Genomic DNA, 15,688 nt, shown 5'->3' with positions numbered 1-15,688 from the left:
TCCCTTCGATCGATCCCACGTCGAGCCTATTTGCGCAGATTGGTCCAGATCTTGTTGTAGATCTCGACCACTTCCGGTGGGCAAGGTGGCACGAATTCCGCAGTCGGCGCACCGGCCGGCGGATTGATTTCCGGCGCGCTGGCGAAGTCCGACGGCAGGAATTTGTGGCTCCCGGTAATGCCGTTGTCGTAACCGGCGAATTCCGAAATCAGCGCGGCGTTTTCCGGGGCCATGACGAAATCCTGAAACAGCTTCGCATTTTCAAGGTTCTTCGCGCCTTTCAGCACGGCCACATTGTCCATCCAGCCTTCGATGCCTTCCTTGGGATAGGCGTATTTGATCGCCGGAATTTTCTGGCGCGCACGATAGGTTGCGCCGTTCCACGCCTCCGTGACGATCACATCGCCCGAGGTGATCTTGGTGATGGTGTCGTAGCTGAAGGTCTTCCATGACGGCTTGGCGGCCATGAGAATGTCGTTGACCTTCTTCAGATTGGCCTTGTCGGCGCCGCAACGCGGCACGCCGGCATAGCGCTCGGCCGCGTGCATCACGGTGTTGACATCGTCGAGCATGTTGATCTGGCCTTTCAACTCGTCCGGCGGGTCGAACAGGATTGCCAGCGTGTCGATGTCGCCCTTGTATTTGTCGGTGTTGACTTCGAACGCGGTGGTGCCGAACTGCCACGGCACGGTGTAGTGACGGCCTTTGTCCCAGTAGATGTCGACGAAGCGCGGGTCGAGGTTCTTGCCGTTCGGCATCGCATTGGGCTCGGTCTTTTCGAGCAGGCCCTCATCGATCATGATCTTCACGGTGTAGTCGGATGGGACGACGATGTCGTAGCCGGAATTGCCGGCGCGCACCTTCGACAGCATGGTCTCGTTGGAATCGTAGTCGTCCAGCGTCACCTTGACGTTGTATTGTTTTTCGAATTTCTCGATCAGCTTGGGGTTGGTGTAATCACCCCAATTGTAGATGTGCAGCTCACCATCGGCGAGTGCAGGTACTGCCCATAAAAGTGCTGCCGTCGAAACGGCAGCCATCAGTTTCCTAGACATCACAGTCTCCTTTGCCTTCCCATTGACTCACTTGGCGCGGCGGCGCGCGATCAGGAACGATATCGAGACGAACAGGATCGACACCAGCAGCAGGATGGTGGAGATGGCATTGATCTCCGGCGTCATCGGCCGCCTGATCTGGTTCCAGATGTAGAGGGGCAGCGTCGTCTGCCCGGGGCCGGCGACCAGCTGCGTGATGGTGAAATCGTCGAAGGAGACGATGAAGGCGAGCGCCCCACCCGACAGGATGCCGGGAACTAGCAATGGCAGCGTTATGCGCCGGAAAGCATGCCAGGGCGTGGCATAGAGATCGGCCGCGGCAGCTTCGAGCGTCAGATCCATGTCCTCGAGACGCGCCCGGATCGGCATATAGGCGAAAGGAATGCAAAAGACGGTGTGGGCGAGGATCAGATTGCCGATACCGAAATTGAGCCCGAGAGTGCCCGCGATCAGCGCAAAGAACGAGAGCGTCGCCACCGCCGTGATGATCTCCGGAACCATCAGCGGCAGGTTGATGACCATGAAGGCGGCCGACAGCCCGCGCCACGGCTTGACCCGGGTCATGCCGATCGCCGCCAGCGTCGCGGCGATCGTCGAAATGATCGTGGCGGTGACAGAGATGATCAGCGTGTTCTTGGCGGCGTTGTGGAATTCCTGGTTGAGCAGCGCACTCCCATACCAACCGAGCCCGATGCCTTCCCAACGCGTGACCAGAGACCCGGTGTTCAGCGAGAAGATCATCAGGATCAGGATCGGCGCGTAGAGCACGCAGAGGCAGATGATGGCGATCGAGCGGAAGCCCGGTTGGTCCTTGATATCGGCGCTGCGGGGGTCAGCCATGCCTCATCTTCCCCGACGTGTTACGGACATAGAAGTAGAGCGCCACCAGCACCGCTGCCATCAGGATCAGCGCCTGCGCGCAGCCGAGCGGCCAGTTGCGCCCGGAGCCGAATTGCTGGGCGATGAGATCGCCGATCATCAGGTGGATACCGCCGCCGAGGATCAGCGGCGTCACATAGGCGCCGAGGGCCGGAATGAACACAAGCAGGCAGCCGGCGATGATGCCGGGCAGCGACAGCGGGATGATCACCCGCCATAGCACCTGCCGACGGGTCGCATAGAGATCGTAGGCGGCCTCGACCAGCCGGAAATCCAGCTTCTCCAGGCTGGAATAGAGCGGCAGCACCATGAACGGCAGGAACGAGTATAACAGGCCGAGCTGGATGGCGAAGTTGGTGTAGAGCATGGTGATCGGTTTCTCGATCACCCCCAGAGCCATCAGTGCGTTGTTGATGAGGCCCTCGTCGCGGATGATGAACATGATGGCAAGAGTGCGCACCAGCAGGTTCGACCAGAACGGGATGGTGATCAGCAGCACCCACCAGTTGCGCTGCGCCGGCGGTCGCGTGGCCATGAAATAGGCTGTCGGAAAGCCGAGCAGCAGGCAGATGACCGTCGTCACCACGGCGAAGACGAACGAGCGCAGATAGATGATCAGGAAATCCGGCGTGAACTGCAGCGTGTCGTCGAAGATGTCGCGCTGGAACAGGAAGTTCAGATAGGCGTCGGTCGAGAATTGCCACTGCACGCCGCCATAGGGTGCTGCGGCAAGAAATGAATAGATGACGATGATGAGAAGCGGCAGCACGCCGAAAATGCCGATGATTATCAAAGCTGGCAACGAAAGCAGGCGGTGGCGCCTGGCGCTGGCCTTCTCCGCCTCTGCTTCGAACAATGCAGCTTGGGAAAACGCGCTCGCCATCAATCCCTCAGCACTTGCGCGGCGTCGCTGCCGATCGAGACGCCGACCTTGTCGCCCCGCTCGAAACCGCAGCCTGCGCTGCGCGTGTTCTGCTGGCGCACGGTGAAGGCTTCGCCGCTGTCCAGTTGGACATGAATATGCGTGTCGGTACCGAAATAGACGATGTTTTCGATGGTTCCGGAAAGGTCGCCCTTGCCGCTGGTCAGCTTGGCGTGTTCCGGCCTGACCACCACGGTAGCATTATCCTTCGGCTGGAAGCCTTCAGCCACGGTCGCGTCGATCGTTGCGCCGGATTTGAGGGTCGCGCGAGCCTTGCCGTTGCCGATGTCGGTGATGGCTGCGGTCAGGAAATTGGTTTCGCCGATGAAGTCGGCGACGAAGCGCTCGGCCGGCTTGTCATAGATGTCCCAGGGCGTGCCGACCTGCAGGATCTTGCCGGCCGACATCACCGCGATGCGGTCGGACATGGTCAGCGCCTCCTCCTGGTCGTGGGTGACGAAGATGAAGGTGATGCCGGTCTGGTGCTGCAGCCGTTTCAGTTCGATCTGCATTTCCTTGCGCAGCTTGTAGTCGAGTGCCGACAGCGGCTCGTCGAGCAACAGCACTTTCGGCTGCGGCGCCAGCGCGCGCGCCAGTGCGACACGCTGCTGCTGGCCGCCGGAGATCTGGCTGGTGCGGCGGGCACTCAGCGCCTCCATCTTGACCAGCTTCAGCATCTCGGCGACGCGCGCCTTGATTTCGGCTTTCGGCTTGCCCAGCATCTCCAGGCCGAAGCCGATATTCTCGGCCACCGTCATGTGCGGGAACAGCGCATAGGACTGGAAGACGGTGTTGACCGGCCGCTTGAACGGCGGCAGCGGCGCGATGTCGTGGCCGTGCAGCAGGATTTCGCCTTCGCTGGGGAAGTCAAAGCCGGCGATCAGCCGCAGCAGCGTCGTCTTTCCGCAGCCCGACGGCCCCAGCAGCGTGAAGAACTCATTCTCGCGGATCGACACCGAAACCGTGTCGAGAGCGGCGACTTGTGCGTCACCGGTACCGAACACCTTGCGGACGCCGCGGACTTCGATTGCACTCTTACCCGGCTGATCCGGCACGCACTTCCCCATTTTCATGTCCGCTCTTGTTGGCGGATCCAGTTCCCATTCGATTGTCAGCATATGCCGGTCGGCTTGGCAACCATGCATCTGAATCTCGGTTCAGAACGCAAGCTCCGTGCCATCGTCAGCCCCATCATCAACCTGATGACTGATCTTGCCGCCGCAGATGGTAGTCACCGGATGCACCTTGTGTAACAAACCCGGTTCAGTTGTCTCGATATCGGCCGACAGCACCACCAGATCGGCCAGATAGCCGGTTTTCAGCCGGCCCTTGCGGTGCTCCATGAATTCGGCATAAGCGCCTTCGACTGTATAGCCCGCAAGCGCTTCCAACAGCGAGAAGCTCTGGTCGGGAACGCCGTCTGCCCAAGGTTTGCGCAGCATCGCCGCCTGAATGCCCAGGATCGGCTCGATCCGCGACACCGGCCAGTCGGAAGCGAAGACGACATGCGCACCCGCCTGCTTCAGCGTCCGCCAGGCATAGCTGAGCGGCCATCTTTCGCGGCCGATGCGCGAGAGCGTCGGCTCCAGCGGGAAGTCCATGGCGCCGGGCGGGTGCGGCGGCTGCATCGAGGCGACGACGCCGAGTTCGGCGAAGCGCGGCACGTCGGCGGCAGTGGTGACCTCGATGTGCTCGACCCGGTGCCGGCTGTCGCGTTTGCCGTTCTTCCGCTGCGCCGCCTCGTAACCGTCCAGAACCGCGCGCACCGCGCCGTCGCCGATCGAATGCACGGCGACCTGCAGGCCGCGCCGGTCGGCCTCCAGCGCCACCTCGGCGAAATGCTCTGGCGTGAACAGCGGCTCACCGCGCCAGCCCGGCCGGTCGGCATAGTCGTCGACCATGACCGCGGTCCAGCCTTCCAGCACGCCGTCGTAAAACATCTTGACCATGCCGGACGACAGCCATTCCGATTGGTAGGAGGAAGCCATCCTCGACGCTTTTTCCAGCCTGTCGAGCGTCATGAAGTTCTTGAAATGAAAAGGTATCTTGGTGCGGCAGAGCAGCCGGCCTTCCTGCTCCAACCCGGCAAGCAGTTCGAGCTGGTAGAGATTGCCGTCCATGTTCTGGATTGAGGTGATGCCGTGGCGGGCGCACCATTCCAGCCCGCGATGCATCAGGTCGCGGTCGGCCGCGATTTCAGCGGCGGAAGGGTATGGGTCGGGCTCACCGCCTGTCGCGAGGCCGAGCCGAACGCGATTCTGCCCGGAAAGCTCGAGGATCGGCCCGAACGCCTCGCCCTCGCGCAATTCGCCCGCCGCAAGGCCGTCGGCGCCCATGACGATCTCGTTGCCGGGGCCGAGTTGCTTGCCGTGCAGGATGCCTGCCAGTTCCAGCGCCTTGGTGTTGGCCCACATCGTGTGGTGATCGGAAGCAGACATGGCGAACGGCCGGTCGGGGATAATGCGGTCGAGATGATGGCGGGTGACCGGCTCTTCCTTGGAAAGGATGGTGTAGTCGACGCCGGCCCCAAGCAGCAATTTGGCGTTCGGCCGTGCCGCAGCGTAGGCGCGGATCGCGTCGCTCAGCGCATCGAAGCCATGCACGCCCTGAAGATGCAGATTGTCGAGTTCGGCCGCGCCGCCGAAAAGATGCATGTGCGCTTCGATGAAGCCCGGCACCACCGAACCGCCTTGCGCATCGATGATCTTCGTGGCCGGCCCTTTCAGCGCCTCGATCGTCCGGCGATCGCCAACCGCCAGGATGTTGCCGTCCTTTATCGCCACCGCCTCGGCCGTCGGATTGCCTTCGTCCATGGTCAGCACACGGGCATTGGTGACGATCAGGTCGGCATTTGAACTCATGATTACCCGCGGTTCGGTTGCGCTGCCGGCAGGCTAGACGACCGGCTGCCGGGCCAGCAAGCCATGGGCGATTGGCCCAGCGCCTTGTGAAAGGCAGTGCAGGACGGTTAGGGTCGCCGCGTCTCACCACGGAACAATTTCATGAAGACTGTTTTTTCGCCTTTCCATGCCGGTCATGCCGGCAATGTCGAACTGATCGCCGGCGCCATCGTGCCGGCTTTCGAAAAGCCCTCGCGCGCCGAGTTCATCAGGGCGCGAGTGGAGAGCGAGAAGCTCGGTCCGATCCTGCCGCCGGAAAGCCACGACCTCGCCGGCGCCAGGAAGGTGCATGCCAGCGACTACATCGATTTCCTGCCGACCGTGTGGCCGCTCTGGGAAGCGTCGGGCCGCAGCGGTTCGGCCATTCCCTTCACCTGGCCGACGCGCGGCCTTCGCGGCGACGTGCGCCCGAAAGGCATCGATGCGCTGCTCGGCTTCTACTCCTTCGACGGTGGCGCGACGTTCGTCAAAGGCACATGGGATGCGATCAAGTCGTCCTATGACGTCGCGCTGACCGCCGCGGCGCTGGTCAAGGCCGGTGAGCCTTCCGCCTTCGCCCTCTGCCGCCCGCCAGGGCACCATGCAGGGGCGGCCTTCATGGGCGGCTATTGCTTCATCAACAACGCCGCCGTCGCCGCGCAATGGTTCCGCGACCATGGCGCCGGGCGCGTTTCGATCCTCGACATCGATTATCACCACGGCAACGGCACCCAGGAGATATTCTATCGCCGCGGTGACGTTCAGGTGCTGAACCTGCATGGCGATCCGATGACCGAATATCCCTTTTTCCTCGGCCATGCCGACGAACGCGGCGAGGGCGACGGCGAAGGCTTCAACGACAATTACCCGATGCCCTTCGGCACCGGCTGGGACGTGTGGAACGCCTCACTCGAGGACGCTTGCACGAGGCTTTCGGCTTATGCTCCTGACGTCGTCGTGGTTTCACTCGGCGTCGACACTTTCGAGAAGGACCCGATCAGCCAGTTCAAGCTGAAGACCCCCGACTATCCCCGGATCGGCCGCCGCATCGCCAGGCTCGGCCTGCCGACGCTGTTCGTCATGGAAGGCGGCTACGCCGTCGAGGAGATCGGCATCAACGCCGTCGGCGTGCTGACCGGCTTCGAGGACCGCTAGAAGTGCCGCCGGTGCCTGCCAATCACATGGCAGCGCTCGGCAAGCGGTACCGCCTGCCTGACCGATCGTTCAGCCTGCAGCGGCACGCGCTGACCTGCCCGCTATCTTGTTGTTGGACCATGATGTTTTTCCAGAATGCGTTCGCCCTTTGCGAAATGATGTTCTATTTTTTGAACCCACGGCTTGCGGGGCCGATTGATCGGAAGAACAAACGCATTTGAGCCCGGGACAGCATTTATGAACGACGACACACCGGAAAGCGAAAGCGCCTCGGCGCTGGCGCCGTTCCGGCACGGCATCTTCCGGGCGGTGTGGTCCGCCAGCCTCGTCTCCAATTTCGGCGGCCTCATCCAGGGCGTTGGCGCCGCCTGGATGATGACGACGATCGCCACCTCGTCCTACCAGGTGGCATTGGTGCAGGCCTCGACCACCTTGCCGATCATGCTGTTTGCGCTGCTGGCCGGCGCTATCGCCGACAGCTTCAACCGGCGCAAAATCATGCTGATTGCGCAGATCTTCATGCTCGTCGTCTCGGCTCTTCTGACCGTCTTCACCTATCTCGACCTGATGACGCCGTGGACGCTGCTCGCCTTCACCTTCCTGATCGACAGCGGCACCGCGCTCAACAGCCCGTCCTGGCAGGCTTCGGTCGGCGACATGGTGCCTCGCACCAAGGTGCCGGCGGCGATTGCGCTCAACTCGATGGGCTTCAACCTGACGCGCAGCGTCGGCCCGGCGATCGGTGGCATCATCGTTGCCGCGGCAGGCGCTGCCGCGGCCTTCGCCGTCAACACGCTGAGCTATGTCGGCCTCATCGTCGTGCTGGCCCGCTGGAAGCCGGAACTGCCGGCATCGACCTTGCCGCGCGAGACGCTGGGCGCCGCAATGGGCGCCGGCCTGCGCTACGTCGCCATGTCGCCTAACATCGGCAAGGTGCTGGTCAGGAGCTCGGCTTTCGGCTTCAGCGCCGGCGCGGTCCTGGCGCTGCTGCCGCTGGTCGCGCGCGACGTCGTCAAGGGTGATGCCTTGAGCTACGGCATCATGCTCGGCGCCTTCGGCATCGGCGCCGTCGGCGGCGCGCTGACCAGCGTCAGGCTGCGGCAGCTGCTGTCCAGCGAAACCATGGTGCGCATGGCATTCGCCGGCTTCGCCGTCTGCGCCTTCAACGCCGCCGTCAGCAATCATGCCTGGCAGACGTCGCTCGGCCTGCTGCTCGGCGGCGCCTGCTGGGTGACCGCGCTTTCGCACTTCAACGTCACCGTCCAGATGTCGACGCCGCGCTGGGTGGTCGGCCGCGTGCTTTCGGTCTACCAGACCGCGACCTTCGGCGGCATCGCGCTCGGCAGCTGGGTCTGGGGCGTCGTCGCCGACGCGCATGGCGCCGAAGTCGCCCTGATGGCGGCCAGTGTCGCCATGCTGGCGGGAGGCGCCATCGGCCTGCTGCTGCCGCTGCCGCAGCAGGCGGTGCTCAACCTCGACCCGCTCAACCGTTTTCAGGAGCCGCATCTGGCGCTTGATCTCAAGCCGCGCAGCGGTCCCATCGCCATCATGATCGAATATGTCATCCGCAACGAGGACGTACCGGAATTCCTCGCCACCATGGCCGAGCGCGGCCGCGTTCGCCGCCGTGACGGCGCCCGCAACTGGACATTGGCGCGCGATCTCGAAAATCCCTCGATATGGATCGAGCACTACCACACGCCGACCTGGGTCGAATATATCCGCCACAATCGGCGCGCCACCTACGCCGACGCGGTCATCGGCGAGCGCATAAGGGCGCTGCACAGCGGCAACGAGCCACCTCGCGTCCGTCGCATGATCGAGCGCCCGACGACAGCAGGCACGGCGCTGGTCATGCCGAAGGGACCGATCGAGCATTAAAGCATTTTGCAGCCAAGGGAATCACTTGACGTCGCAGAAATGCGGTTAAAACAAATAGATAAAGCGGGATGCACCGTTCAATTTGAACGCATCCCGCTCCAGCGCAATTCCAGGAAAAGTGTGAAACGGTTTTCCGTCCGGAAGAGACAGAGCGGTTCGCCGTTTCCGTGAAACGATGAACCGCTCCAGCCACCCTGACGCCCTTCCGCTGGCGATTCGACTACATGAGCTCTATGACGAAATAATCGCCCTGCTGTATCCACTTTACCAGGAAGTTGATCGTCAGGTCGGTACCGCTCCAATACATCTCGACGGTTGATGGAGACGGCTTTATGAGGCCTCCCTCGATAAAGTCACTCGACCTCGTCCCAGATACGCCTGAGATGAAATTGAAATCCTGGAACTGGAATGTGACCTCGCAGCTGAGAGTGAACGGCGTGAACCCGCCGCCGGCCGGCTTGGGCAACGCGAACTGAACCAACGCCGGCTCTGCGTTCGGCTTTTCGGTCTTTGAAAAGCTGCCGGATGGCCCCTGCAGGTGCCAGGTGATTTCAGTGATTTCTTTCTTGGTGGCGTTGAACCAGAGACCCGTTGCTATCGTCAGCATCGCCGGCTTGACGACCGGCGCCGCAGTAAGGGGAATACTGATGGTCTCGGTCTTGTAGCCAACGGCTGCAACTTGCAAGCTGACCGATGCTTGGCCGGTCGGCGGAGATAGCGTGAACGCTGTGTTGGTGGCCCCGACCACCGCGCCCCCTTGCGATATGGTCCCTCCAACCGATTGGGACTTGTTATCGGCGTCGACTGCTTTGATGGTTATCGTCGCCGGCTGGCCCGCTATCAGGGACGGGGGAGCCGCGGAGAGCAGCATTTCCCCGAGGGTGACATTGACGGGAACTCTGGTGAGCGGAGACATCTTCGTGCACAATGTCTGCATCACCGTAATTTGGTCTTCTACCTTGAGCTCGCCCACGTAAATCCCGAAGAAGAGCGTCGTCCAACCAAGTGGCGTATCGCTGGCGCGCCACTTCCCGTTCACGAATACATGCACGCGCGCCCCGGGAATCACGCCTGATACGTAAATTAACCGCTGGAAGACCCGGACGGGCTGTTGAATATCCGGGGTCTTGAGTGGGGTCAGGTCGGACACTTTGATCGGGCCCCCGACCCGAAGCGCGAGGGGCTGACAAGTAAGCTCCAGCTCGGCGTGAATGTGCTCGCCGGCGCGCAACGGCCGAAATGTCTCGACCCAGACGAGGCCGCCAAAACTGAATACGGGCTTGCTGATTACAGGAGAATCTGGCGCATCCGAGTACAAACGTACGACCGCGTTGTCGACGCTGTTGACGAAAGCGCCGCTTGCACATTCAAATGCAGGCTCCATGACGGTCGGCGGAAATACGCTGCCCTGGTAAGACCCTACCACCAGCAACTTATCCGATGTGGCTGTCTTGCCGCATAGCTCCTGGATGACGACGAGCGATGGAAACGGCGGCGAGGCCGGGATCAGGGCCGACACGTCGGGAATCCAGTATTGGCCGGAACTCACATCCTCGCCGACTCCGATTCTCCCGAGCACGGTAGCTGCACCCGAAGTCGGATCGACAAGTTGGATCGTCAATGTCGCGCCGGGCTCGAGATTGGAGATAGGCAAAGCACGGGCTGCCGGGCAGGAGTACTGTGAGGCGTCGATTACGGGCTTTCTAACCGGCAAGGTTTCGTCGACGATCACCGGAGGGGCAGATGACGGACTTGATGCATTGCAGCGCTCGAAGTGCTGCGTGGCGCTGAAGACATCCGGATTGTGCGCGGCACGGCCAAGCAGCGCCAGGAGGTTGGCACCGACGAAAGGATATTCCAGCACGTCGCCATTGAAGTGGACCTTCGTGGTGGCGCCTTGAGCCAACCCCCTGACGGGTACTGCTTGCGCGCACCCAGGAACCGGGCCGACTGCTGGTGCCGGCATGGTATTTTCCCGATACGGCGTCTGTTCGGCGGGCAAGCTCGGGGTCTGACTGCTCTTCACCTGTCCGGCAGGCGTCTGAACGGACTGCACTGCGCTAAGCACATCGTTGGCCTGGATCGCCCCGCGAATGCGCACTGGTACGACATTTCCGCGTGCAGTATCGCTGCCAATCAATGCGCCGCCGTTGAAAATCTCGACCGTGGCGCCAGGATAGGCTGCGCCTATCAGCACCCAGTCGACGCACTCGTGCACCTGACTCAAATACACCAATGCGCTTAGCGTCGAGGGATACCCGAGCACGACGATCGGGACCGGGCTTGGATCACTGGTTTCGGCGCCGAGCGTCCAACGTGCGGTCAATGCATCTCCCACGTTGAGGGAGCCTGCGGCGACCGGCACAAAGGTACTGGTTGTGGCGCCGGCATTTACCGCAGGGACGGGTACGCCATTTACCAGGAGGGAAATGCTCGAGCCGGGAAGCGGCCCATCGATACGGACCGAGGTACTCAAGACCGATACGGGGCCAATCACAATTGGTGCAAGGAGCGTGCTCATGTTCGTTTCCCTCTCTGTACGGCGCAGACATGTCGCCTGGTTCGAAACAGGACATAGAGGGAGCGCACTTACGGATGACTTACGGATGGGTCGGCGCGGTGCTGGACTGCGCTCGCGTCCGTCGCATGATCGAGCGCCCGACGACAGCCGGCACCGCGCTGGTCATGCCGAAGGGACCGATCGAGCATTAGTGGCTGGCGGCGCGTCCAATTGGACGAGCAAATGAAATTGCGGCGCCTGGCCCAATCCGCGAATGCACGAACAGGATGGCCATTGTGGAGAGACGGTTATATCAGTTGGTGTGACTATGACCACTAAGGGGAGACGATGCGTTACATACGTCCGCTTTCAATTGAAGACGCCGCCGGCCTGTTGGCCGGTTCAGCCGGCACGGCCGCCATCCTCGCCGGAGGCAGCGACCTCTTGGTGCGAATGAAAGGCGGCTTTATCGAACCCGACCTGATCGTCGACATCAAGGCGATCGACGGGCTTGGCGAGATCAGGGAAACAGCCGAGGGCTTCAGCATCGGCGCCGCGGTCCCCTGCGCCATGCTGGGCGAGAACACGGCCCTGCAGAAGGCATGGCCCGGCGTCGTCGAAGCGGCCAAGCTGATCGGCTCGAAGCAGGTGCAGGGACGCTGCACCATCGTCGGCAATCTGTGCAACGCCTCGCCGGCCGCCGACAGCGTGCCGGCGCTGGTGGCCGCTGGCGCCAAGGCTGTGGTCGTCGGCCCGGGAACCAGGCGCACGATTGCCGTGGAAGCGGTGCCGACTGGGCCGGGCAAGACGTCGCTGGCCAAGGGCGAGATCGTCGAGGCAATCCTGCTCGACAGCCGTCTGCCGCGTTCGGGCGATGCCTATCTGCGTTTCATTCCGCGCACGGAGATGGACATCGCGGTGGTAAGCGCCGGCGTGAACTTGACGCTCGATGAGCAAGGTCGCGTCAAATCCGCCCGTCTGGCGTTGGGCGCCGTGGCGCCGACGGTGATTCTGGTCGAGGAGGCCGCCGAGGTTCTCATCGGCTCCAAGCTGGACGAAGCCACGCTGGAGAGGCTCGCCAAGGTCTGCTCGGGCGCCTGCCGCCCGATCGACGACAAGCGCGGCACTATCGAATTCAGACGGAAAGTCGCGGGTGTGCTGGCCAAGCGGGCCGCCACGACCGCCTATGCACGCGCAGGAGGCAAATGATGGCTGGTGTGGCAGTATCAACGACAATCAACGGCGACAATGTCGAGTTTCTTTGCCAGCCGGACGAGACGCTGCTTGATGTCCTGCGCGATCGCCTGGGGCTGACGGGCGCCAAGGAAGGCTGCGGCACCGGCGACTGTGGGGCCTGCAGCATCATCCTCGACGATCGGCTGGTGTGCTCGTGCCTGGTGCTCGGCGCGGAGGCCGAGGGCCGGCACGTCGAGACCATCGAGGGCATGGCACATGGCGACAGGCTGCATCCGCTGCAGCAGAAATTTCTGGAACACGCCGCACTTCAATGCGGCGTCTGCACGCCGGGCTTCTTGATAGCGGCGAAGGACCTTTTGGCCAAGAACCCCGATCCGACCGAGGAGGAGATCCGCTTCGGCCTCGCCGGGAACCTCTGCCGCTGCACCGGCTACGACAAGATCGTGCGTGCCGTTCAGGACGCCGCCAGCGTGATGAAGGGAGCATGACGATGAATTTCGATCCGCGTTACTCCGGACGCAATTTCACCTCTGTCGGCACGCGTCCCATCCGTCCCGACGGCGTCGACAAGGTGACGGGCCGCGCACGCTATGGCGCCGACTTCAACATGGCCGGGCAACTGGTCGGGCGCGTTCTCAGAAGCCCCCATGCGCATGCCACGATCAGGAAGATCGACACGTCGAAGGCGGAGAAGCTCGCCGGCGTCAAGGCCGTGATCACCGCGGCCGACCTGCCCGACCTTACCGACGGCGATTCCGCCATGTACGACATCCTCGACAACTGCATGGCGCGCAAGAAAGCGCTCTATGACGGCCATGCCGTGGCCGCGGTCGCGGCGGTCGATGCTCGCACGGCGAGGCAGGCACTGAAGCTGATCGAGGTCGACTACGAGGTGCTGCCGCATGTCACCGACGTCGACGAGGCGATGAAGCACTCCGCACCCCTGATCAACGACGCCATCTTCACCGAGGGCCTCGAGCAAAAGCCCGTCAAGCCTTCAAACGTCACCAAGCGCACCCAGTACGGCCATGGCGACATCCATGAAGGTTTCGGCCAGGCCGATTTCGTCGTCGAACGCTCCTTCAAGACCGAGCAGACGCACCAGGGCTATATCGAGCCGCATGCCTGCGTGGCCAATGTCAGCTCCGACGGCACCGCCGACCTGTGGGTCTGTACGCAAGGCCATTTTGTCTACCGCCAACACTGCGCCCAGCTGCTTGGCATGGAAGCCTCGAAGCTGCGCGTCACCTCGTCGGAGATCGGCGGCGGTTTCGGTGGCAAGACCCATGTCTGGGCCGAGCCGGTGGCGCTGGCGCTGTCGCGCAAGGCCGGCCGGCCGGTCAAGCTGGTCATGACGCGCGACGAGGTGTTCCGCGCGTCTGGCCCGACCAGCGCCACCTCGATCGACGTCAGGATCGGCGCCCGCAAGGACGGCACGATCACGGCGGCCGAGGCGACGCTGCGCTATTCCTGCGGCCCCTATGCCGGCATGTGGGCCGAGATCGGCGCCATGACGGCCTTTGCCTGCTACAAGCTCGAGAACGTCAAGACGGTCGGCTACGAAGTGCTGGTCAACCGGCCCAAGACCGCGGCCTATCGCGCGCCGTCGGCTCCGATGGCGGCGTTTGCGGTGGAAAGCGCGGTCGACGAGCTGGCCAAGGAGATCGGCATGGACCCGGTCGAGTTCCGGATCAGGAACGCGGCGCAGGAAGGCACCAGATCCTCCTACGGCCCGGTATACGGCCCGATCGGCATCGGGCCGACGCTGGAGGCGGTGAAGAACCACCCGCATATGAAGGCGCCGCTCGGCAAGAATCAGGGCCGCGGAATGGCCTGCGGCTTCTGGTTCAATTTCGGTGGCCAGACCTGCACCGACCTCAACATCGGCATGGACGGTTCGGTCTCGCTTGCCGTCGGCACTGTCGACGTGGGTGGTTCCCGCGCCTCGCTGTCGCTGGTGGCGGCGGAGGAGCTCGGTATCCCCTATGAGCAAATCAAGGCGGTGGTCGCCGATACCTCCAGCCTCGGCTATAACGATATGACGGACGGCAGCCGCGGCACCTTCTCGTCTTCGATGGCGACGATCTCCGCCGCTCGCAACGCCATCAAGGTCCTCAGGCAGCGCGCCGCGCAGATGTGGGACATACCCGTCGACGACGTGGTCTGGGAAGAGGGTCACGCGATTGCCAAAGGCGCGACGCACGGCAACCTTTCGCCGCTGTCGATGAAGGAGATCGCGGCCGCTTCCGGAAAGACGGGCGGACCCATTGCAGGGCACAGTGAGCTCGTCGCCGACGGCGCCGGCGTCTCCTTCGCCACCCATATCTGCGATATCGAGGTGGATCCCGAGACAGGCTCGACCAGGGTGCTGCGCTACACCGTCGTTCAGGACGCCGGCAAGGCGGTGCATCCGACTTATGTCGAGGGGCAGTACCAGGGCGGTGCCGCGCAAGGCATCGGCTGGGCGCTTAACGAGGAGTATATCTACGGCAAGGACGGGCGGCTGCAGAACCCTGGCTTCCTCGATTACCGCATCCCGGTCTGCTCGGACCTGCCGATGATCGACACGCAGATCCTCGAGATCCCCAATCCCAACCATCCCTACGGGGTGCGCGGCGTCGGCGAGACCTCGATCGTGCCGCCGCTGGCGGCGATCGCCAATGCGGTGTCGAACGCCGCGGGCGTGCGCATGACGCACATCCCGATGTCGCCGCCGCGCATCCTGGCGGCGCTCGAGGCAGAACGGGAAGGCTGATGGTCGAAGTAACGCTCTGGGGATCGCTCGGCGCGATCGCCGGAGGCAAGAGCAAGGTCGAGATCGAGGCGAAGGACATAAGGGAGCTGTTCAGGAAACTGGCTGAACAGTATCCCGGCCTCGAGCCCTACATCGATCGCGGCATCGCCGTCGCCATCGACGGGACGATCTATCGCGACACCTGGTCGAAGGAACTGCCGGAAGGGGCGGAGATTTTCCTGCTGCCGCGCCTTGCCGGGGGATAACTGAACAACCCTGTCCTACCCATTGACGACCAAGACATGGCCTAGGCTCGAGAAAAACCTCGGCTATCCACGAGAATTCTTGGCCAGTTCAGCCTGCGAGTTTGGCTCCTTTTCGATGACTGCTTCTGTGTCAGAGAACGAACCCGCTCGCGGGAGGGGCGCGGGGTTTGAGGCGTGAGCTTCGTTGGCAGCGTCGGTGAGGCTTTAATCGATCAGGGGT

Annotated in this window: 12 protein-coding genes; 6 read left to right on the top strand and 6 right to left on the bottom strand. The window is 62.8% G+C overall.

Annotated elements, in window-relative coordinates; genetic code table 11:
- Positions 1-26 precede the first annotated feature (26 nt).
- From NKI58_RS14565 to NKI58_RS14545, 5 genes are all read right to left on the bottom strand, one after another.
- On the bottom strand, positions 27-1,055 hold the full coding sequence (locus NKI58_RS14565) for an extracellular solute-binding protein (protein ID WP_352454102.1): 1,029 nt from the start codon (positions 1,053-1,055) through the stop codon (positions 27-29).
- A gap of 27 nt (positions 1,056-1,082) precedes the next feature.
- Positions 1,083-1,895 (bottom strand): ABC transporter permease, encoded by an 813-nt coding sequence (locus NKI58_RS14560; RefSeq protein WP_023675453.1) that lies wholly within the window; start codon positions 1,893-1,895, stop codon positions 1,083-1,085.
- The gene (locus tag NKI58_RS14555) at positions 1,888-2,817 is read right to left on the bottom strand and encodes an ABC transporter permease (RefSeq protein ID WP_023675452.1); all 930 of its coding nucleotides are present in this window, start codon (positions 2,815-2,817) and stop codon (positions 1,888-1,890) included. Before NKI58_RS14555 ends, NKI58_RS14560 begins: the two co-directional genes overlap by 8 nt.
- On the bottom strand, positions 2,817-3,911 hold the full coding sequence (locus NKI58_RS14550) for an ABC transporter ATP-binding protein (RefSeq protein ID WP_352787029.1): 1,095 nt from the start codon (positions 3,909-3,911) through the stop codon (positions 2,817-2,819). The genes NKI58_RS14555 and NKI58_RS14550 overlap by 1 nt, the downstream gene beginning before the upstream one ends.
- Positions 3,912-4,013: 102 nt before the next feature.
- Complete coding sequence (locus NKI58_RS14545; protein ID WP_352786995.1) at positions 4,014-5,717, bottom strand: amidohydrolase; 1,704 nt, start codon at positions 5,715-5,717, stop codon at positions 4,014-4,016.
- Positions 5,718-5,858: 141 nt separating this feature from the next.
- Between NKI58_RS14545 and NKI58_RS14540 the strand changes: the two genes are divergently transcribed.
- On the top strand, positions 5,859-6,890 hold the full coding sequence (locus NKI58_RS14540; protein ID WP_352786994.1) for a histone deacetylase family protein: 1,032 nt from the start codon (positions 5,859-5,861) through the stop codon (positions 6,888-6,890).
- Between the two features lie 237 nt (positions 6,891-7,127).
- On the top strand, positions 7,128-8,771 hold the full coding sequence (locus NKI58_RS14535; RefSeq protein WP_352586591.1) for an MFS transporter: 1,644 nt from the start codon (positions 7,128-7,130) through the stop codon (positions 8,769-8,771).
- A 220-nt stretch (positions 8,772-8,991) separates the two neighbouring features.
- Here the strand turns inward: NKI58_RS14535 and NKI58_RS14530 are convergent, their stop codons facing one another.
- Positions 8,992-11,292, bottom strand: coding sequence for a hypothetical protein (locus NKI58_RS14530; RefSeq protein ID WP_352620426.1), 2,301 nt, complete (start codon positions 11,290-11,292; stop codon positions 8,992-8,994).
- Positions 11,293-11,619: 327 nt separating this feature from the next.
- Here NKI58_RS14530 and NKI58_RS14525 point away from each other — a divergent pair, with 327 nt between their 5' ends.
- The 4 genes from NKI58_RS14525 to NKI58_RS14510 are packed head-to-tail and all read left to right on the top strand — an operon-like array spanning position 11,620 to position 15,468.
- Positions 11,620-12,480, top strand: coding sequence for an FAD binding domain-containing protein (locus tag NKI58_RS14525; RefSeq protein ID WP_352620425.1), 861 nt, complete (start codon positions 11,620-11,622; stop codon positions 12,478-12,480).
- On the top strand, positions 12,480-12,956 hold the full coding sequence (locus NKI58_RS14520) for a (2Fe-2S)-binding protein (protein WP_352539334.1): 477 nt from the start codon (positions 12,480-12,482) through the stop codon (positions 12,954-12,956). The genes NKI58_RS14525 and NKI58_RS14520 overlap by 1 nt, the downstream gene beginning before the upstream one ends.
- Positions 12,957-12,958: 2 nt before the next feature.
- Positions 12,959-15,223, top strand: coding sequence for a xanthine dehydrogenase family protein molybdopterin-binding subunit (locus tag NKI58_RS14515; RefSeq protein ID WP_352620525.1), 2,265 nt, complete (start codon positions 12,959-12,961; stop codon positions 15,221-15,223).
- Positions 15,223-15,468 carry a MoaD/ThiS family protein gene (locus tag NKI58_RS14510; protein ID WP_023675441.1) on the top strand — a complete coding sequence of 82 codons (246 nt, stop codon included), beginning with the start codon at positions 15,223-15,225 and terminating at the stop codon, positions 15,466-15,468. Before NKI58_RS14515 ends, NKI58_RS14510 begins: the two co-directional genes overlap by 1 nt.
- Positions 15,469-15,688: the final 220 nt, after the last annotated feature.

The sequence above is a fragment of the Mesorhizobium sp. M0522 genome, assembly GCF_040321085.1.
Lineage (GTDB): Bacteria > Pseudomonadota > Alphaproteobacteria > Rhizobiales > Rhizobiaceae > Mesorhizobium.
The sequence above is the reverse complement of the archived record's forward strand: the minus strand, read 5'-3'. Positions and strand labels throughout refer to the sequence as shown.